The organism is Flaviflexus ciconiae (assembly GCF_003971195.1).
Taxonomy (GTDB): Bacteria; Actinomycetota; Actinomycetes; order Actinomycetales; family Actinomycetaceae; genus Flaviflexus; species Flaviflexus ciconiae.
The window spans coordinates 1993648-2015454 of sequence record NZ_CP034593.1; the positions used below are offsets into that span (position 1 = coordinate 1993648).

At 61.7% G+C, this 21807-nt stretch carries 7 protein-coding genes and 1 pseudogene; 6 read left to right on the forward strand and 2 right to left on the reverse strand.

What is annotated here, in order from left to right; genetic code table 11:
- Positions 1-5: 5 nt before the first annotated feature.
- The 3 genes and pseudogenes from EJ997_RS08740 to acpS all read left to right on the forward strand — a co-directional run bounded on the left by EJ997_RS08740 (position 6) and on the right by acpS (position 11055).
- Complete coding sequence (locus tag EJ997_RS08740) at positions 6-1571, forward strand: acyl-CoA carboxylase subunit beta (protein WP_126705017.1); 1566 nt, start codon at positions 6-8, stop codon at positions 1569-1571.
- Between the two features lie 12 nt (positions 1572-1583).
- Positions 1584-10618, forward strand: a pseudogene (locus EJ997_RS08745) (fatty acid synthase subunit beta domain-containing protein).
- Complete coding sequence (gene acpS, locus EJ997_RS08755) at positions 10615-11055, forward strand: holo-ACP synthase AcpS (protein WP_206501942.1); 441 nt, start codon at positions 10615-10617, stop codon at positions 11053-11055. The pseudogene EJ997_RS08745 and the gene acpS overlap by 4 nt, the downstream one beginning before the upstream one ends.
- Positions 11056-11319: 264 nt before the next feature.
- On the opposite strand, the gene EJ997_RS08760 is transcribed toward acpS, so the two are convergent.
- Complete coding sequence (locus EJ997_RS08760; RefSeq protein ID WP_126704212.1) at positions 11320-11577, reverse strand: DUF6458 family protein; 258 nt, start codon at positions 11575-11577, stop codon at positions 11320-11322.
- A gap of 593 nt (positions 11578-12170) precedes the next feature.
- On the opposite strand from EJ997_RS08760, the gene EJ997_RS08765 reads away from it, so the two are divergent.
- The gene (locus EJ997_RS08765; protein ID WP_126704213.1) at positions 12171-13865 is read left to right on the forward strand and encodes a dihydroxyacetone kinase family protein; all 1695 of its coding nucleotides are present in this window, start codon (positions 12171-12173) and stop codon (positions 13863-13865) included.
- A 187-nt stretch (positions 13866-14052) separates the two neighbouring features.
- Here EJ997_RS08765 and EJ997_RS08770 read toward each other — a convergent pair whose 3' ends face one another.
- Positions 14053-14673, reverse strand: coding sequence for an NUDIX hydrolase (locus tag EJ997_RS08770; protein WP_126704214.1), 621 nt, complete (start codon positions 14671-14673; stop codon positions 14053-14055).
- A 91-nt stretch (positions 14674-14764) separates the two neighbouring features.
- Here EJ997_RS08770 and EJ997_RS08775 point away from each other — a divergent pair, with 91 nt between their 5' ends.
- Together EJ997_RS08775 and EJ997_RS08780 are read left to right on the forward strand one after the other, a co-directional pair.
- Complete coding sequence (locus tag EJ997_RS08775; RefSeq protein ID WP_126704215.1) at positions 14765-15724, forward strand: L-lactate dehydrogenase; 960 nt, start codon at positions 14765-14767, stop codon at positions 15722-15724.
- A gap of 459 nt (positions 15725-16183) precedes the next feature.
- Positions 16184-21718 (forward strand): lamin tail domain-containing protein, encoded by a 5535-nt coding sequence (locus EJ997_RS08780; protein WP_126704216.1) that lies wholly within the window; start codon positions 16184-16186, stop codon positions 21716-21718.
- The last annotated feature ends 89 nt before the right edge of the window (positions 21719-21807 follow it).

Below are 21807 nucleotides of genomic sequence, written 5' to 3' on the forward strand. Positions count from 1 at the left end.
GCGTTATGCCGCACCGGAAGCCCCATGCTCCCGCCGTGACGGCAGCGCGGATCGATTACGCGAAGATTGCCGAGACGGCTGAGGAGAAGGCAACGGCCTTCCAGCACACCAAGGGCAAGAACACAGCCCGGGAGCGCCTCAACCTGCTACTGGATGCTGATTCGTTTGTCGAGATTGGCCAGTTCGCTGGCGGCAACCCGAAGGACGGTTTCCTGGGCGCGGCTGTCGTGACCGGCTTCGGTGAGATCGCCGGCCGTCAGGTCGCCGTCTATGCTCAGGACTTCTCCGTGCGCGGCGGAACCCTGGGCCGCGCGGAGGGCCAGAAGATCCTCGCTCTCATGGACAAAGCGCTTTCCATGAAGATCCCGATCATTTCGATGCTGGATTCGGGCGGCGCCCGCATCCAGGAAGGCGTGGTGGCACTTGGCCAGTATGGTCGGATCTTTAAGAAGACCTGCGAGGCCTCCGGCCTGATCCCCCAGATCTCCATGATTCTCGGCCCCTGTGCCGGTGGCGCCGTTTATGCTCCTGCGCTCACTGACTTCATTGTCATGACGAAGGAGAACTCCCACATGTTCGTCACGGGACCCGACGTGGTGAAGGCCGTGACGGGCGAAAACGTGTCGATGAACGACCTGGGTGGCGGCGAACTCCACAACTTCCAGTCGGGCGTTGCGCACTACCTGGCTGACGACGAGGTGGACGCAATCGACTACGTGCGTTCCCTACTGTCGTACCTCCCGTCAAACTGCGACGAGCTACCCCCGCACTACACGTACACTCCGTCGGTTGAGGACGAGAAGGCGGCCTCCGAGGTCGCGGCCCTCGTCCCGGCGGAGTCTCGCCAGCCCTACGACATCATCGAGGTCATCGAGCATCTCGTTGACTACGGTGAGTTCCTCGAAGTCCAGCAAGGCTTCGCCTCCTCCATTGTGATCGGCTTCGCCTGTATCAACGGTTCGGCCGTTGGCATCGTTGCGGACCAGCCGAACCACAACGCGGGAACCCTGGACGTGGATGCGTCCGAGAAGGCGGCCCGCTTTGTTCGCTGCTGCGATGCCTACGGCATTCCGATCGTCACTCTCGTTGACGTTCCCGGCTACCGCCCCGGTACGGAACAGGAGCAGGCCGGAATCATCCGCCGCGGCGCGAAGCTGATCTTTGCTTACGCGAACGCTACCGCCCCGATGGTGACCGTGATTCTCCGCAAGGCCTACGGCGGTGCCTACATCGTCATGGGTTCCAAGTCGATCGGTGCGGACTTCACGTTTGCTTGGCCCGATGCTGAAATCGCGGTCATGGGGGCGGAAGGCGCCGTGAATATCTTGAAGCGGCGCGAAATCAAGGCGGCCGGCCCGAACGAGAAGGACATGGCGGAGGCACGTGCCCGCCTTGCTGCCGAGTATCAGGCCAACGAAATCAACCCCAGCCTTTCGGTGGAAAACGGCGAGCTAGACGGAATCATCGATCCCGTTCTTACCCGCCAGACCATCGCTGAATCACTTGAAATTTTGCGCACGAAAGAACGTACGCACCCCGGACCCAAGCGCCACTCAAACGGCCCGCTCTAAGAAGAAGGAAACATGGCTTCCAGTTTTATCTCCCGTCTCGCATCCGGCGAGCCCTACGTTCTCCTGTTCGCAGGCCAGGCCACCCCGTGGCGTGAGAACCTTGCCGAGATCGGCGAGGACTCCAATCTTGCTCATTCGCTCCGCACCCTGATCTCCGACTCTGATGATCTCCTGGCACCGCTCGCAGCCCAGCTTGCTGCCGTCGGTGCGGGCTCGCTGACCCTCGAGTCCCTTGGCTCGTCGAACGACGCCGCTATGTCGGTCCCGGGTATCACCGCAGCCCAGTACGCGCTCCTGCATGCACTGTCCTCGGCCGGTCTCGACATTGGCGTTTCTCGCCCCACCGAGGTTCTTGGTCATTCCCAGGGCATCCTCGGTGCCGAGCTCGCAAAGGCCTGGGTTGAGAAGGACTCGAAGGAACTCGCTCGCGTCTTCGCAATCGCCCGCCTTATTGGTGCAGCCGCTTCCCGCACCTGCCGCACCGCCGGTATCTCCCACCCCACGAAGTCACCGATGCTGTCGGTGCGCGACGTGTCCCGTTCCGACCTGGAGAAGATCGTCGAGGGCACGGGAGCCACGATTTCGATCGCGAACTCCCGCCGCCGCTTCATCGTGTCCGGCACCCCGACCGCCCTTGAGCGCGTTGAGCTGGCTGCCGAGGCCGCCGAGAAGGCCGACCGTGCCGAACTGGCCGCGAAGGTCCGGGGTGGTATGCCGCTGGCACCGATCGTCGAATACCTCGACGTGGAGGCTCCCTTCCACCACGAGCTTGTTTCCCCCGCCCTCGACCAGGTTGTTGCCTGGGCCGAGCAGTGCGGTATCGAAGGTGCTGAGCCGCTGGCCCGCGCCGTTCTCGTTGACCCGGTCGACTGGTCGACCCAGGTTCGCGAGGCCCAGGCTAATGGCGCCGAATGGTTTGTTGACCTAGGCCCCGGCAACATTGTTGGCCGCATTACCTCCGATGTTCTCGAAGGCACCGGGGCAGGCATTGTGTCCGCCGGAACGCTCAACGACATTGATGCTCTTGCCGCACCGGGCGAGGAGCCTGCGCGTACGGCCGACTGGTCGAAGCACGCCCCGCGTCTCTTGGACCTGCCGAACGGCACGGTTGTTGAGACCGCGTTTACTCGCCTGACCGGTAACTCCCCGGTTCTCCTTGCCGGCATGACCCCCACGACCGTTGACCCGGAGATCGTTGCCGCCGCGGCAAACGCAGGGTTCTGGGTTGAGATGGGAGGCGGCGGCCAGGTAACCGCCGACGTCTTCGCAAAGAACCTGGCTGGCCTGCAGGAGCAGCTCGACGAGGGTCGTACCGCGAAGTTCAACGCCATGTTCATGGACCGCTACCTGTGGAACCTCCAGTTCGGTGGCCAGCGCGTTGTCTCGAAGGCCCGCGAGTCCGGTGCCCCGCTCGATGGCGTCGTTGTCTCCGCAGGCATCCCGGAGCTCGATGAGGCTCCCGAGCTGATCGAGACCCTCCAGTCCGAGGGCTTCAAGTACGTGGCGTTCAAGCCCGGCACCGTTGCCCAGATCCGCCAGTCACTGGCGATCGCCCGCAAGGTCGACACGACGATCATTCTGCATGTCGAGGACGGTCACGCCGGTGGCCACCATTCGTGGGAGAACCTCGACGACCTACTGCGTTCCACCTATGCGGAGATCCGTCGCCAGGAGAACGTGATTCTCTGTGTCGGCGGTGGTATCGGCACCCCCGAGCGGGCCGCTGACTACATTTCGGGCGAGTGGGCACTGGCCTACGATCTGCCCGCTATGCCGGTCGATGGTGTCCTCATTGGCACCGCTGCGATGACGGCGAAGGAAGCGAAGACCCAGGATTCTGTCAAGGAACTCCTCGTGAAGACGACGGGTGTTCCCGCGTCCGAGGGTGGCTGGGTTGGCGCCGGAAAGTCCAAGGGCGGCATGACATCCGGCCTGTCGCACCTGCGTGCCGACATGTACGAGATCGACAACGACGCAGCAGCATGCGCTCGCCTTGTTGCCGAGGTTGAGGGCAAGCCGGAGCTTCTCCGGTCCCGTCGGGCCGAAATCATTGAGGCTTTGAACAAGACGTCGAAGCCCTACTTCGGTGATCTCGGCGAAATGACCTACGCAGAGGTGGCTACCCGCTTCGCGGAGCTGTCGCATCCGTGGGTTGACCCGTCGTGGCTAACCCGCTTCCACGAACTCCTGCAGCGTTTCGAGGCCCGCCTGTCGCCCGCCGACCACGGCCCCGTCACCACCCTATTCCCGACCGAAGCCGATGTTGAGGCCGGTCAGCCGGCCGCCGACAAGCTCATCGAGGCCTACCCGCTGTCGAAGGAACTGACCCTTACCCCGCTGGACTCCGCCTGGTTCATTGCTCTCATGCGCAAGTACCCGAAGCCGATGGGCTTCGTTCCCGCCATCGACGATGACCTGCTTCGCTGGTGGGGCCAGGACTCCCTCTGGCAGGCCCAGGACGATCGTTACGACGCTAACGCTGTCCGCATCATCCCCGGCCCGCTGTCCGTTGGTGGCATCACGACCGTGAACGAGCCGATCGCCACGATCCTCACCCGTTTCGAGGACGCCACGATCGAGCGCCTTGACGGCAAAGCCCAGAAGGTTTCCGGCTACTCGCGCCTGAACAATGCGGCTGACGCTGAGCAGTTCCTGCGGTCCACCCCGTTCATTTCCTGGACCGGGCACCTCATGGACAACCCGGCACACATCCTTGATCCGTCGGCCTACGATCTTGAGATCGACGGCGACAAGGCAACTATTACGGTCAACCTTGACACGTACTGGGATGGTTCTGCCGCCTCGGTTCACGCCGTGCGCGAGCTCGTTGTTCCCCTGGTTCTTCCCGAGTCGGTCCGCGACGGTGGCGTCCCGGTCGTTGACGAGAAGCGCCTGCCCGAGTCGATGTACAACCTGCTGTCCGGCACGGCAGGTGTCGGCAACACGGCTGTCCAGGGCGACTACATCCCGGCACTGCCCACCATGGTGGACTCCGAGCTTTCCGAGTTCGGCGAAGCCCACTACTCGTTCGCGTTCCCGAACACGCTCGGCCCGGACCACGCTGGCGTGACAGCGAACGCACTGGACCTGGACACGGCGACGATCGTCCCGGACGCTCTTCTCGGTACGTGCTGGCCGGCGATCTACGCCGCGCTCGGTTCGGCCCTGGTTAACGACTACCCGGTGATCGAGGGCCTGCTGAACGCAGTGCACCTGGACCACACGATCACCTTCGATCGCCCCGTGTCCGAGATTGACGCCGACCGCATCGACGTTATCTCCTGGGCCGATTCGATCAACGAGTCCTCCTCCGGTCGTATCGTCGAGGTTGACCTCGACCTGTTTGTCGATGGCGTGAAGATTGGCCACATGGAGGAGAGATTCGCGATCCGCGGCCGCGCCTACGGCAACCAGCTTCCCGCCGACCCGCCGTTCGCGGGTGGCACGACCTCCGAGGTTGTTGACACCCCGCGTTCCACACTCCGCAAGGTCAAGGTCACGGCCCCTGCCGACATGACCCCCTTCGCGTGGGTGTCGGGCGACTTCAACCCGATCCACACCTCCGCCAACGCGGCCCGCGTCGCAGGCCTGTCGGCACCGCTCGTTCACGGCATGTGGCTGTCCGCCACGGCACAGCACGCTGCTTCCGCGGCCGACAACGAAGGCAACCGCCTGAAGCTGACGGGTTGGACGTACCGCATGTTCGGTCTTGTTGACCTGAACGACGAAGTTGATATCACCGTTGAGCGCATTGGCCGCCTCAAGGGCGGCGGTCTCGTTCTCGAGGTCACCTGCAAGGTTGGTTCCGAACTTGTTTCAACCGGCACGGCAACAACCGCTGCCCCGTCAACCGCCTACGTCTACCCGGGCCAGGGCATCCAGGCCCAGGGTATGGGGCTCGCGGAGCGTGCCTCTTCGAAGGCCACCGCTGACGTGTGGGAGCGGGCCGATGCTCACACCCGCAAGGTCCTCGGCTTCTCGATCCTCGCTCTCGTGCGGGACAACCCGACCGAGCTCACCGCCAAGGGCATCGTCTACAAGCACCCGGAGGGCGTGCTGAACCTGACGCAGTTCACGCAGGTTGCTCTCGCCACCCTTGCGTTCGCACAGACCGCACGCCTGCGTGAGGCCGGTGCTGTGGTTGATGGCGCGTACTTCGCGGGCCACTCGCTTGGCGAATACAACTCCCTGTCCGCGTACGCGAACGTTATTGAATTGGAAACGGTTCTTGAGCTCGTGTTCCACCGCGGTGCCACCATGCACAACCTGGTTCCCCGCGACGAGCAGGGCCGATCGAACTACCAGATGGGAGCGTTGCGTCCCAACCAGTTCGGTGTCAGCCACGACCAGGTCAAGGACTACGTCGAAGGCGTTGCCAAGGCGTCCGGTGAGTTCCTGGAGATCGTCAACTACAACCTGGCAGGCCAGCAGTACGCCATTGCCGGCACCATCAAGGGCCTTCAGGCTCTCGCGGCCGACTCGTCGGAGCGTGCCCGCAAGGCCGGCGGCAAGGGCCCGTTCATGCTCGTCCCCGGCATTGACGTCCCCTTCCACTCCGCAGTGCTCCACGACGGTGTTCCGGAGTTCCGCGAGCGCCTCACCGAGCTACTCCCCACCGAGATCGATTACCGGGTTCTCGAGGGCAAGTACATCCCGAACCTTGTTGCCGTTCCGTTCGAACTGACGCAGGACTTCGTCAAGGTTATTCTCGGCGTTGTTCCATCCACTCAGCTTGAGGATGTGCTGGCGAACTGGGATAAGCGGATCGAGGACAAGGTTGCCCTTGCTCGCACGATCCTCATCGAGCTGCTGTGCTGGCAGTTCGCTTCCCCGGTGCGTTGGATTGAGACGCAGGAGCTCCTGTTCTCGACCGACAAGCTCGACATCAACGAGATCGTTGAGATCGGCCTGGGTGCCGCCCCGACGCTCGCTAACCTCGCTTCGAAGACCCTGGCTCTGCCGGAGTTCAACGACGCTTCGGTGACCGTCCGTAACGTTCAGCGCGATGAGGCCTTCGTCTACCACGAGGATGTCCGCACGATCGAGGATGACGAACCGGAAGAGGCTACTCAGGAAGCAGCCGCCCGGGCACAGGCTTCGGCACCCGCCGCAGCTCCCGCTCCCGCACCTGCAGCACCCGAGGCGGCCCCTGCTGCTCCGGCGGCTCCCGCCGGTTCCATCGAGCGTCCCGCTGACCTGCCGTACAAGGCATCGGACGCAATCAAGACGCTGCTGGCTTTTGCTAACAAGGTGCGTCCCGAGCAGATTGGCGCCGCCGATACGACGGGCACCCTGACGAACGGTGTGTCCTCGAGGCTCAACCAGTTGCTCATGGACTTCTCCGCCGAGCTCGGCCTGGCAAGCGTTGAGGGTGCGGCCGAGGCCGATGTGGCAACACTGTCGAACACGGTTGACCGCGCCGCTCACAACTACAAGCCGTTCGGCCCTGTTCTTGGTGAGGCCATCAAGGACCGTATCCGTAAGCTGTTTGGTGCCGCTGGCCAGAAGCAGTCCTACATTGGCGACCGTGTCGGTAGCGTGTGGCAGCTCGGTGAGGGCTGGGTTGCTCACACCACCTCCGCCATTCTCCTCGGCACACGTACGGGTGCTTCGACCCGTGGTGGCGACCTAGCCACGATGGCGACCGAGGCTTCGTCGACGGCCGATGTCAACGCGATCATTGATGCTGCGGTTGCTGAGATTGGTGCCGCCCACGGCATTCCGGTTGCTATCCCGTCCGCGGGTGGTTCCGGCGGTGGCGCAACCGTTGACTCGGCCGCTCTTGATGAGTTCGCTGAGAAGATCACGGGCGATCAGGGTGTTCTCGCGGACACGGCCCGTCACCTCCTTGGCGTTCTTGGACTGGATGAGACCACTCCTGCTTCGTTCGATCATTCGGAGGAAGAGGAAGTCGCTAATGTTCTCGAGACGGTTGAGGCCGAGCTTGGTTCCGGTTGGGTGAAGCTCGTATCCCCGTCGTTCGATGCTCGTAAGGCGATCCTTCTTGACGATCGTTGGGCTTCGGCACGCGAGGATCTTGCTCGCCTCTGGGCCGGTTCGGAGCTTCCCGAGACCGTGTCGTTCCGCGGTACCGGTCAGGCAGTTGCCGATCAGGCCACCTGGTGGGCAGGTAAGTCCGAAGGAGAAACAAAGGCTCGCTTCGAACAGATCGCTACGGAGGCTCTCGATCAGACCCCGGGTGTGTACTCCGGCCAGGTAGCCATCGTAACCGGTATGGCTCCCGCTTCTATCGCTGGTGGCGTTGTTGCGAAGCTCCTGGCGGGCGGCGCAACCGTTGTTGCCACCGCGTCCCGGATCAACGCGTCGCGTCTTGCCTACGCAAAGACCCTGTACCGGGAGAACGCATCGGCCGATGCTTCCCTGTGGCTGGTTCCCGCGAACCTGTCCTCCTACCGGGATGTTGATTCACTCGTTGAGTGGATCGGTACGGAACAGTCGGAGACCGTTGGTTCGGACCTCAAGGTCACGAAGCCTGCTCTGACCCCGGACCTGTACTTCCCGTTCGCTGCCCCGCCCGTTTCGGGCACGGCTGAGGATGCTGGGCCGGCTACCGAGACACAGGCCCGCCTGCTGCTCTGGTCGGTTGAGCGTTCCATGACCGCCCTGTCGAAGATTGGTGCGGACACGAACGTGGAGCACCGCCTGCACGTTGTGCTCCCGGGTTCTCCGAACCGCGGCACCTTCGGTGGCGACGGTGCATACGGCGAGGTCAAGGCAGCATTCGATGCCATTGCGAACAAGTGGCAGGTTGAGCCATGGGCTGACCGGATCACGATCGCTCACCCGAGGATCGGCTGGGTTGCCGGTACGGGACTCATGGGAGGCAACGACCCGCTGGTCGAGGCCGCCGAGAACTCCGGTATCCGCGTCTGGACCCCGTCGGAAATCTCATCCGAGCTGCTCGCCCTCTGCTCCCCGAGTCCCGCACGAAGGCCCTCGACGCCCCGCTCGACGCTGACCTGACGGGCGGCATGGGCAAGATCAACATCGCGGCCCTGCGCGACGAAACCGATCTGTCGGTGGAGGAGACTGTCGAGGAAGCCGCAGCTACGTTGCAGGCACTGCCGTCCCCGGTCCGTTCCGTCCAGCCCACGGCCGAATGGAGCAAGGTCACAACGTCGCTTGACGACATGGTCGTGATTGTTGGCCTTGGTGAGGTCAGCCCCTGGGGCTCGGGACGTACCCGTTTCGAAGCCGAGTACGGCATCCAGTCCGATGGCACGGTGGAACTGACCGCCGCCGGTGTTCTGGAGCTGGCCTGGATGACCGGGCTGCTGCGCTGGATGGATACGCCCGTTGCTGGCTGGTACGACACGGACGACAAGATCGTGGACGAAGCCGATATCTTCGATCGCTACCGTGACGAGGTCGTGGCACGCTCCGGCGTCCGCACATTCGTTGATTCGATCGCGATCGAGGACCTGACAAGCCCCGAGGGCGTGGAAATGTTCCTCGACAAGGACATCACGTTCTCCGTTGACTCCGAGGAAGCCGCCAAGTCCTACGTCGAGGCCGATCCAGCGTTCACGGAGGCCCACGAGGTCGATGGGGAATGGCAGGTGACCCGCAAGCAGGGTGCCCGTAGCCGCATGCCTCGCCGCGCCGCAATGGCACGCAAGGTGGGTGGCCAGTTCCCGACCGACTTCGATCCGACCCGCTGGGGTATCCCCACATCCATGGTGGAATCGATCGACCGGATTGCCGTATGGAACCTGGTGTCCGCGGTTGACGCCTACCTGTCGGCGGGCTTCTCTCCCGCAGAGATCCTCCAGGCCGTCCACCCCTCCGATGTGGCGATGACTCAGGGCACCGGTTTTGGCGGGATGACGTCAATGAGGAAACTGTTCCTCGATCGTTTCCTGGCCGAGGACATCCCCTCCGACATCCTCCAAGAAACCCTCCCCAACGTGGTCGCTGCTCACACGATGCAGTCCTACATTGGTGGCTACGGTTCGATGATTCACCCGATCGGTGCCTGCGCTACCGCGGCCGTCTCCGTCGAGGAGGGCGTCGACAAGATCGCGACCGACAAGGCCGACTTCGTTGTCGCCGGCGCTATCGACGACATCTCGGTCGAGTCGATCGCGGGATTTGCTTCCATGAACGCCACGGCGGACTCGGATGCGATGGCGGCGAAGGGCATTAACGAACGCTTCTACTCCCGGTCGAACGACCGCAGGCGTGCAGGCTTCGTCGAATCCCAGGGTGGTGGCACGATCCTACTCGCTCGCGGCTCCGTCGCTGCCGAGATGGGTCTGCCCATCTACGCAGTGGTTGGCTTCGCCCAGTCCTACGCCGACGGTGCGCACACCTCAATCCCCGCCCCGGGGCTTGGTGCACTCGCAGCGGGACGCGGACGCAAGGCTTCCAGGCTCGTCAAGAACCTGGCAGACCTTGGCGTAACCGTTGACGAGATCTCCGTGGTCTCCAAGCACGACACGTCAACGAACGCGAACGACCCGAACGAGTCCGACCTGCATACCCGCCTTGCCGAGGCCATGGGACGCACCGAAGGCAACCCGCTTCTCGTTGTCTCCCAGAAGACCCTGACCGGTCACGCGAAGGGCGGTGCCGCTGTCTTCCAGGCCGCAGGCCTCGCCGATATCTTCCGTACCGGCAAGGTACCCGCCAACAAGGCACTCGACTGTGTCGATCCCGCCCTACAGACCTCCCCCGGTCTGGTCTGGCTCCGCGAGCCTCTCCAGCTCCCGACGACGGTCAAGGCAGGACTGCTCACCTCCCTCGGGTTCGGCCACGTGTCCGCACTTGTCGCCCTGGTCCACCCGGCCACCTTCGAACAGGCAGTCAGGCAGGAACTCGGAGAAGACGCAGCCCAGGCATGGCTCGAGAAGGCAACCTCACGCCTACGTGCAGGTGTCCGCCGCCGCGAAGCCGGCATGCTCGGCCACGAGCCGCTCTTCACCCCGATCGAGGACCGTCGCTTCGCTGGCGAGCCGAAGGAGATCGAGGCCGAAATGCTGCTCGATCCCGAGGCACGTCTGTCCGAAAGCGGTTTCTTCGAGTGATCATCGGTGTGGGTGTAGACCTTGTCGGAATCGAGTCCTTTGCACAGCAACTGGACTCCCCCGGCACGGTCTACGCCCGCGCCTTCACCGGCCAAGAACGCCGCACCGCCAAGAACCGAGCCAACACCTCCGGTTCGGTCGCGGGACACCTGGCGGCACGGTGGGCGGCGAAAGAAGCCTTCATTAAGGCCTGGTCCGCCGCCCTTATCGGAACCCCGCCCCCGCTCACCCAAGAAGAGGTCGACTGGTCACAGATCGAAGTTGTTTCTGACAGGTGGGGCAGGCCTACTCTCACCATCCACGAGCCACTCGCAGCGGCAGTCAAGAGATCGCTCGCGGAACGGTACGGCCGTGGATCCACCACTTGGCACATATCTATGAGTCACGATGGTGGGATGGCGATGGCGACGGCGATTGCTGACAGGACATCGTCCTGACTGCCACCCGCCCGGGCTACGGCAACTGAAACGCAGGTGCCGCCGTTTCTCCGGGGCGGACTGGCCGTGACGAACTCGGCTTCGTCACGGTACGAACAGGACTAACAGCCGGGGCCGCTCCCGCGTGTCTACTCAAAGTAAGACGCGCGGGAGCGGTCATGGGTTCGGCACTTGGAAGCCCTCGACGAGGTCAGGGCAGGGCGGCGGTGCAGGGCCGACGAGACTGAGAGTCTCTCGCTACCGCTCCACCCAGTCTCTCAGCGATCAGATCTCGTCCTGGCGCCTCTCGTGCACCTCTTGTCGCGGCACTCCGCCGTCGTTGATAGTTCGCTGCTCCGTGATCACCGAGGACCTTCGACGTCCAAGGATGAGCTCGAGAACAAGCCAGATTCCGCCAGCGATCATGAGGATGAGTCCAATGGTTCCGAGCGGAACCTCCTCAACAGCATCCGGGACCGCGAAGTAAAGAATGGCGCCAATGGCCGCGAGAATGATCGGGCCGCCGACTCTTACAGCTCTCATGGGATCCGCCTTTCGTCATGTCAGCACGCTTGCTGCGTGTTCACTTCACCCTACAGTTCTGCACCCAAAGGTGCCACACGTCACAATAGCAAAGCGTCGTTGGCGTAGCGCACGGTCGTCGGGTTTACTGCGCGGGGCCGCCGGGTACGGGACGTTGTCGATGTGATGCTCGTCGGCGCTCGGCCGCCAGTCACCCGAGCTGGCTGACCCTATCGACGTCAAGAGGCATAAACTCGTGAAGCCATGACGGCCTGATGAAAATTCACGGTGTGGGAGGAACAACGGTGGCTGTTCCTCCCACATTCCTCTTATACCCACTCCCAATGGACCCCTTCCACATCCTGAGATTTATCCGAGTTGCCCCGATTTGGCCAAACTGGTCAACACTGCAGTCAGCAACTTTTCAGTCAACGCGCGAGCATAGTTTTTGGCCTTCTATCAACGTTTACTGCTGATTCGCGGCAGATTTCCCACTAGTTGGTGAGAAATTTTCATGATTGTCCCGGAATTTCCGGTTGTATGGCTTGGAACACGCTCGTATGATCGGTACCGATGATCTGTCAGTGGAGACAGTCCCAACGTAAGGAAGAGCAATGACGCGTCTAGTGAACGTTCCTGAAGATTTTCCCGCAGAGTCGCTTCGCGGCTTCGTTCTCGCGAACAAGCGGTACGTGAAGCCCGTCTACGGTGGCGTGGTCCGTTCGACCGCGACACGTGACGGCAAGGTTGCTGTTGTGTACGGCGGTGGCTCCGGCCACTACCCGGCCTTCGCTGGCTGGGTCGGTCAGGGCTTTGCCGATGGTGCCGTGTGCGGCAACATTTTCTCCTCCCCATCAGGAGCACAGGCCTACTCGGTCCTGAAAGCAGCCGACCGGGGTGCCGGTGTTCTTATTGGTTTTGGTAACTACGCAGGCGACGTCCTCCACTTCGGCCAGGCCATTGAGCGCCTTCGTGCCGAGGGTATTGATGCAGACACTCTGGTTGTCACGGATGACATTGCTTCCGGTTCGAAGGATGAACTGGAGAAGCGCCGCGGTATTGCCGGTGACTTCCCGACCTTCAAGATTGCTTCTGCCGCGGCAGAGGCAGGTAAGGACTTCGAGGAGGTCAAGCGCGTCTTCGCCAAGGCAAACGACGCGACCCGTTCCTTCGGCGTAGCTTTCGACGGCTGTACTCTTCCCGGTGCCGATGGACCGCTGTTCACCGTCCCGGAGGGGAAGATGGCGATCGGTCTCGGCATTCACGGTGAACCCGGCGTTGACGAAGCACCTCTTGGTACGGCCAACGAGGTCGCTAAGACCCTCGTTGATGGTCTGCTCGAGGAACGTCCCGAGGGCGCGAACCGCGTTGTCGCCATGGTCAACGGCCTGGGTGACACGAAGTACGAGGAGCTGTTCATTGTCGCCGGTGCAGTCCACGACCTCCTGGAAGAGGCAGGCATTGTCGTTGAAGACCTGGAGTCGGGCGAGTTCGTGACTTCTTTGGACATGGCAGGCATTTCCCTCACCCTGACCTGGGTTGATGACGAGCTCCTTGAGTACTGGAACGCACCGTGCGATTCCCCTGCCTACCGCAAGGGCTCTGTCAAGCAGGTTGAGCGCGACGATGCGGTTCTCAACAACGAGGCCGCGAAGGTCACCGTCACCGAGACCGGATCTGAAGCTTCCCAGGCCGCCGCATCCAAGGCCGCAGATCTCCTTGGTGAGATCGCCACCATGCTCGAATCTAAGAAGGACGAGCTGGGTGAACTGGACGCCGTTGCTGGCGACGGTGACCACGGCATTGGCATGGAGAATGGTTCCCGCGCAGCCGCTAAGGCAGCCCAGGCACTGGTTGCTGATGGTGCTGGCCTGTCGACCACCCTGGCCGCTGCGGGTGACGCGTGGTCCGATCGTGCTGGCGGCACCTCGGGTGCTCTCTGGGGCGCTATCCTCACCTCGTTCGGCGCGGCCCTTGGTAACGAGGATGCTCCGACCGAGAACAAGCTTGTCGAAGCAGTGGTTGCGGCTCGGGAAGCAGTTCAGCGACTCGGTGGTGCAGAGGTGGGCGACAAGACTCTTGTTGACGCCCTCGTTCCGCTCACCGAAGCCCTGACGACCACCGAGGGTGACCTCAAGACCAAGGCAGAGGCCGCTCTAAAGGCAGGCGAAGAAGGCGCATCCTCCACCACGGACCTTGTCGCCAAGGTTGGTCGCGCCCGCCCGCTCGGCCAGAAGTCCGTCGGCACCCCCGATCCGGGAGCTATCTCCCTCGTCGAGGTCGCACGCGTCCTCCTCGGAGCTCTCTAAGAATGCAGACTCGATGATCGCAGGGAGCTTATGACAGCAATGAGCTAACAGTGACAGTGGGCCCACGGACGGAATCCGTGGGCCCACTGCGTGAAGACTAAGAAGGAGATCAATCTTAGGGTTCAGTCCCCTCGAATGATCGGATTCTCCCTCCGAAAGATCAGCCTCCGTCACCCCTCTAGAAAGATCAGCCCCGTTCTCGCCGGTATTCTTCCGGGACGATGATGGTGCGGTCGTGGTCCCATTCTTTTTCCCAGCCACCAACTTCCAGAAGACCATCAAGTAGGTGAGCCGTGAATCCCCATATAAATATGTCGCCAAGCTGGAAGGCCGGTCCCCGGTAGGGTCTGCCTGGAATGAGTGCAGTCATGCGAATATCGGGGTCCGCCAAGTATTCGAGTGTCGGCAGGTGAACGGAGTCGACCTCTGCCTCGTCGACCACGTCGGGGCGTTCGCCGGGCCCGATAACACCAATGATTGGGGTAACTGCATTTGATGATGCTGCAAGCGACAGGCCCGGGAGTTCCCCGAGAACCGAGACCCTTGTGGGTTCAAGCCCTACTTCTTCGTGGGCTTCCCGCAACGCAGCATCAACCGGGGTTTCGCCTTCTTCGAGGGAACCCCCCGGGAAGGAGACCTGGCCGGGATGAAAGCGCATGGTCAGAGCCCGCCTCGTGAGCACGATCCTGGTGTCATCCTCATCGGTGAGCGCCATGAGAACAGCGGACCGGCGGCCCCCGGTTCGTGCCCTCTCGAGCGGAATGGGGAGGGCACCGAACTTGTCAACGAGATCGTGAAAGCGGCTCATTGTTTCATTATGGTCCATTGCCGCTGAGAAGAAGGGGACCGTCTTCTCTCAGCCCTTGGCGCGGCGGGCCGCTGTCGTAGACAATGTGTCTATGACTGATACCGCCAGCACCACGAAGCTCTCGATCGTTGGAGCGGGATCCGTGGGATCCTCTCTTGCTTACGCCTCTCTCATCCGCGGCTCCGCCAACACTGTTGCCCTCTACGACCTCAACACCGAGAAGGTCGATGCCGAGGTCCTCGACCTTGCGCACGGAAGCCAGTACACCCAGGCCTCCCAGATCATTGGTGGCTCCGATATTTCCTGCGTCGCAGGTTCCGACATTGTTGTCATCACTGCCGGTGCACGCCAGAAGCCCGGACAGTCTCGACTGGACCTGGCTGGCACGAATGTCGACATCTTGGGTTCTCTTATGCCGCAGTTGCTCGAGCAGGCCCCGAACGCGATCTACATGCTCGTCACGAACCCGTGCGATGTGCTGACCACGGCAGCCCTGAAGATCTCCGGTCTTCCCACCCACCGCGTGCTCTCCTCCGGAACGGTTCTTGACACGTCCCGCCTGCGCTGGCTGGTTGGCAACAAGATCGGGATCTCGCCCCGTTCCGTGCACGCCATGATGGTGGGCGAGCACGGCGACACCGAGTTCGCACTCTGGTCTTCCGCCACGATTGGCCAGTCCCCGCTCCAGGATTGGAAAGACTCGGCAGGTAACCGCGTCTTCGACCGTGAGGTTCTCGATTCCCTCGAGCACGAAGTCATGAACTCCGCCTACAAGGTCATTCAGGGTAAGGGCGCAACGAACTACGCAATCGGCGTTGCCGGTGCCCGAGTCGTGGAGGCGATCCTCCGCGACCAGAAGGCCGTCCTCCCCGTCTCAACCCTCTTGAACAACTACCACGGGATTTCCGACATCGCCCTGTCCGTCCCCTCGATCGTGGGCCGTGGCGGCGTTGAACGCACCCTGAACTTCCCCATGGACGACATCGAAGAGGCGAAGCTCCACAAGTCCGCCGAGGCCCTCCTGTCCGTCCAGAAGTCCCTCGGAATCTAAGCCTCCAAGACACTCACGGAGAGCCACGGAAAGTCACAGAATTAAGCTTCTCCTGAAGCTCCTCAGGATCTAACCGACAGTAGCTCTTTAGCGGAATAGAAGAACTTCCTTCAAAGTAAATTGTTCACAACTAGTCCTTTCTCGTTCAGCGGCCGGGATTTTCCCGGCCGCTGACCTGTTAACAGGTCAGCTGTGACAAGGGTTGCGGGTCAGCATGCCATGAGAGACTCCACACCTGCTGGATACAGTACACAACTAATGATCTTCCGGGTTTCGTTGCTGGGCCGCACGTGCCCGCTGACGTATCGGATCGGTGAGCACGCCCGTAAGCTGGGGCGACATGATGCGCTCTCCTGACGGACACGCGTCCGATATGTCTCGTTCATTCTGATTTCATTCTGTTTTTCTACTCTAATTCAGAAACTCAATACATAGTTTCTGATACAGAAGGAAGACATAGTGAAGAGTATTCGGCGCATACCGGGGGCTATTATGGCCGCGGGTACCGCAGGCGCTCTGACCTTGACCTTTGCGGGTCCGGTCGCAGCGCAGCCCAACACGACACCACCAACAACGATTACACGAGCACAGGAGCAGGACTCCCTGCCCCCGCTGATGATCACCGAGCTTGCCCCCGACCATGGCGGGGTTGATCATTTCGAGTTCATTGAGCTCCACAACACCACTGAATCCGCGATCTCCATGAACGACGCCGGATATTCACTCACTTACACCTCAGCGGATGATGGGGAAGTGGCTAGCACTGTCCTGTCTCCGCACGAGGGCGATGACATTATCATCGAGGCCGGAGAGACCGTTGTGCTCTGGCTGTCGCACGAGAACGGCAATGTTCGTTCCTTCGACTACACGGAAGCCGATTTCCGTGAAGAGTGGGGCATGGGAGAAGACGGCCGCGTTATCCGCATTGTCGGACAGAACGGCATGTCTAACTCCGGTGACCGCGGCGTTCAGGTCGTCAAGAACGGTGAGGTTGAGTCGTGGGCGTACTACGACGCCGACACGATCAGCACCACCCAGACCGCCGAGTTCGCAATTCCCGCCGCCGATGCTGCGGATACTCGCAGGCTGAGGCAGATCGCAAACGAGCCGGGCGGAACCGCTGGCGCTGTTTCTCCCGAGCAGCTCGAGGCCCCGGAGCCCGAGGTTGCAGAAGAGGGTATTCCGGCTCTCATGATCACGGAGATCCTTCCGAACTCGACGAGCCACGACAACTTCGAGTACTACGAGATTCACAACACGACCAACGAGACCATTAACGTTCTCGAGGACGGCTACTCGTTCCAGTACATTTACGTGAACTCGGACGACATGAGCCGCGACCTTCTGCACCCGGTTGAGGAGGGCGTTGATATCGTTCTTGAGCCCGGTGAGACCGCGGTTGCCTGGGTGTCCTACACCGCGAACAACATTGACTCATTCTCCTACACGGAAGAGGACTTCCGTAACGAGTTCGGCATGGAGAACGACGCGCAGATCTTCCGCGTTGAAGCCGGTGGCATGGCCAACGGCGGCGACCGTGGCATCCGCGTCCTCAAGGACGGCGAGATCCAGTCCTGGTCGTACTACCCATCAGATTCCGTTGGTCCCGCAATGTCGGCCGACTTCGGTCTTCCCGAGGCTGACGCTCTTGAACCTAGGTCGATGAGGGTCCTGAACACCCTTGCCGATCCCTCCCCCGGTGTTGTTCATCCCGAGCAGCTCATGGATCCGGCGGACATCACGGAAGAGGAGCCGCTGCTTCCTCCGACTACCTCGGCCCCTCTGCTTGTCACCGAAGCTGTTGTTGACTCCACGAACGTGGGTTCCTCGGACGGCTACGAGTTCATTGAGATCGCGAACGCCACGAACGCACCGGTCGACTTCTCCGACTACGCCATCAACTACCTGTACCCGCTGGACGAGTTCACGAACTCGAACGCAACCGTGTGGCCGACGATCCCCTCGGATGCGGTCATTGCTCCGGGCGAGACACTCGTGTTCTGGATCAAGAACGGCCCGAACGATGAGCTGACCGCTGAAGACTTCAACACCTTCTACGGCGCAAATCTTGAGGCTGACACCGAGCTGCTCGAGATCTACGCGGGTGGCATGGCCAACGGCTCAGCCCGCGGCATCCAGATCCAGACCAACACCGGTCACATGGTGAACCGCGCCTACTACAACACGGGCTCGGAACGTGACGTTGTCACAAACCTTGGTCTCCAGTGGGGCGTTGACGAGGAGGACCTGCTCAAGCAGACCCTGCTCGGCTCGGACCACGCCACCCCCGGCACCGTGGCAGCACACCAGCTACCCGAGCCGCTCGTCACCCCATCCTCCGACACAGCAGAGCCGGTTATCACCGACCTGACGGCCGACACGGTTCTTGCCGATCAGCCCTTCGAGTTCGTCTTCGAGGTGACCGATGACATTCAGGTCAAGACCGTGACCGTCAGCGTTGTTTCCTCCGCCGGTGACGAGCCCCGCGTCATCAACCTGCTGGCCGATGGTGACCGCTACTCCTACGAGCTTCCCGCTGCCGACATCATCGGTAAGCGCTGGTACGAGTACTCGATCACCGTCTCCGACGGCACGAACTCCGTGACAACTGATCCGACCCAGGTCATGGTCGACGGCGTCGACATGTCCCCGGTCCGCCTCAGCGTCACTGACGATCAGTGGCTGAACGGCATTGTCGACCTCATTGCCACCACGAACACCGTGGATCGCGTTGCAGAGCTATCTGTTGACGGCACTGCCGTCGACACGAATGCTGCCCTCGAGTCCGCTCCCGTGTTTGCCATGGAAGTGACGGCTACCGACATGTTCTTCCGTAACGGCATTCTTGCTGGCGACGAAGTTCTAAGGATCTTCGAAGACGGCACGTACGAACGCGTCGAAACGATCTCCACCGCTGTTCCCCAGCGTCACATCAACGAGGACGGCAACCTGGTTGTCAGCGTCTACGCTGGCACGAAGGCAGCCCCCGAAATCGATCTTGACGAGAACAACGACGATTTCCAGATCAAGGGCCTTCGACTTATTCTTCCCGATGGTAGGACGCTCACCCCGGTCGGCTACGACGATTCAGAAGAGTGGCTCCGCATGGGTGACTCCGCCGGCAAGCTCGACTACTACGACGCTGTCTTTGAGATCCCCGAGGACGCCTTCACGGGTCAGCTCCACGCCTGGGATACCACGGCAGTGGAAGACGGCGAGCACGTTATCGAAGCTGTTGAGGGCGAGGACTCCAAGTCCGCGACCGTCAACGTCGACAACACCGGCCCGTCAATCACCGTCACCGGTGTCGACGAGGGAGTTATGCAAGGCGAGTTCACGATCGAAGCCGAAGCAGTTGACTCCGGCATTGGCCTCGACGTTCTCACCGCTTCACTCGATGGTTCCGAGACCACGCTTCCGCACACGACGACCTCGACCAAACTTGAGGCTGGCGAGCACACCCTAACCGTCTCGGCAACGGACCTGCTCGGCAACGCTTCCACGATGACCGTGTCGTTCGAGATCCCCGATGAGGAGCCGACCGCGGCTGGCTTCACCCCGGCCGATGGCACCGAGGTTCCCGTTGGTGATGTCCTGCTGTCCGCAGAGATCACCGACCCGACGAACGACCTTGTTGACGTCACCTTCTACGGTGGCGGCGCACCCGCCCTCGACTCCGAGATCCGCACCTCCTCGGGCACCGTCGTTGACGCTGCCACCACTGAGCGTGCAGAGGCGCAGCCTCTGACCGCTGACGAGGTTGAACAGTTTGGTAGCAAGGATGGACTGTCGAACGAGGTCGCATCGTTCAGCCAGTTCCCCTACCAGCTGTTCGAGGTTGATGTAGCTGACGACATGGTTGCTGGTTCGCAGGTCCGCGTGGCCTGGTCCGGCGAGGCCGACAGCGACGCACAGGTCATCCTGTACGCACAGCGGCCCGATGCGAGCGGCTGGGACGAGATCGATCGTCACATTACCGGTGACGCCACCGAGTCGTTCACGCTGTCCGCTCTGATCGACGCCGAAGAGTACGAGGCGGATGGGTCCGTGACCCTTCTCGTTCAGCACTCCGAGGGCTACGCAGGTCAGGACCTGACAACCCGCGACAGTGCGGTTGTGAAGAACAACGAGGAGGACCGTGACCGGTCCACCTACGACTTCACTCTCGCCTGGGAGTCTGACACGCAGTACTACAACGAGCAGTACTTCGACCACCAGGTCGCAATCCATGACTTCGTGCTTGAACAGCGCGAGAACATGAACATCCAGTACCTGTTCCACACGGGTGACATTGTCGATGACTACGACCAGATGTACCAGTGGGAGCATGCCGATCCGCAGTATGCTCGCCTCGATGAGGCAGGCCTGCCCTACGGCGTTCTCGCAGGTAACCACGATGTGGGACAGAACCTCGAGGACTACTCGATCTACTCGCAGTTCTTCGGTGAAGACCGTTTCGCCGATAACCCGTGGTACGGCGGTTCCTACCGGGACAACCGCGGTCACTACGACCTGTTCTCCGCCGGCGGGATCGACTTCATTGTTGTCTCGATGGGTTGGGGACCGAATGACGAGTCCATTGCCTGGATGAACGAGGTACTGGCGCAACACCCGGACCGCGTTGCTTTCATCAACCTGCACGAGTACATGCTGACCACCGGTGGCCTTGGCCCGATCCCGCAGCAGATCCTCGATGAGGTTGTGGCAACGAACCCGAATGTTCAGGTTGTCATGTCCGGTCACTACCATGACGCTCACACCCGTTACGATTCGTTCGATGATGATGGTGATGGCGTAAACGACCGTACCGTTACGTCGATGCTGTTCGACTACCAGGGTCTGCCGGAGGGCGGCCAGGGCTTCCTGCGCCTCCTCCACTTCGATAACGAGAACCAGGAAGTCAACGTCCGCACATACTCGCCGTCGCTCGACCAGTACAACTCGGACGATGCGTCGCTCGTTGGTCCCCCGGAGGACCCGGACCTGTACCAGGACTTCGTCCTCTCCTACGACCTGCTCGACATCGCTCCTGCCGAGCGCGTCCTCTCAACCGACTCCTTCACCGTCGAGGTCCTCACCGACCACGAAATCGGCACCGTCGAAGACCTGGAAACCCCCGGTACCGCTTCGGTGACGTGGGAAGACCGCGTTGAAGGCGAGCACTACTGGTACGTCCGCACCGTCGACGAGCACGGAGCTGAGAACATCTCCCCCGTTCTCACGTTCACGGCAGTCGAAGAGGACGACACCGATCCCACGGATCCCACTGATCCGACAGATCCGACCGATCCGAAGCCGACCGTTCCCTCCGGCAACGCCTTCCTTCTCATTAATGACTGGTCTTCGACCGGCCACGAGGTTGGTTTCGCTTACGGACAGGTCGGTGACGAAGTCATCGTGGGTGACTGGGACGGTAACGGCACTGACACCCTTGGTGTTCACCGCGGTAAGACGTTCTACCTCAACAACACTCTTGAGGGTGGCGAAGCTGATGTCGAGTTCCGTTACGGACGCGAAGGCGACGAGATTCTCGTTGGCGATTGGGATGGTGACGGCGTCGATACTCTCGGTGTTCGTCGTGGTGACACATTCTTCCTGAAAAACTCCCTCGCGGGCGGTAACGCTGACGAAGAGTTCCACTACGGCCGGGTCGCTGACGAGGTTCTCGTTGGCGACTGGGACGGAAACACCACGGACACAATAACGGTCCGCCGCGGACATACCTACTTCGTCAACAACGTTCTCGTTGACGGTAAGGCAGAGACGGAGTTCCGTTACGGCCGGGACGGGGACGTTGCCCTCGCAGGTGACTTCGACGGCGACGGTTCCGACACGATCGCACTGCGTCGCGGACACACCTACTACATCAACAACGCCCTCGCGGGCGGAGATATTGAAGAGATCCTCAACTACGGCCGCGATTCCGATCGCGCCATCGTTGGTGACTGGGATGGTGACGGGATCGATACCCCCGGCGTTAACCGCGCTAACTAGCAAACTAACGAAAACTGGGAGACCAGTACGTTAGGTAGCTAAGTCAGATGTTCCCCCGAGGCAATCGCCTCGGGGGGAACATTCATTAT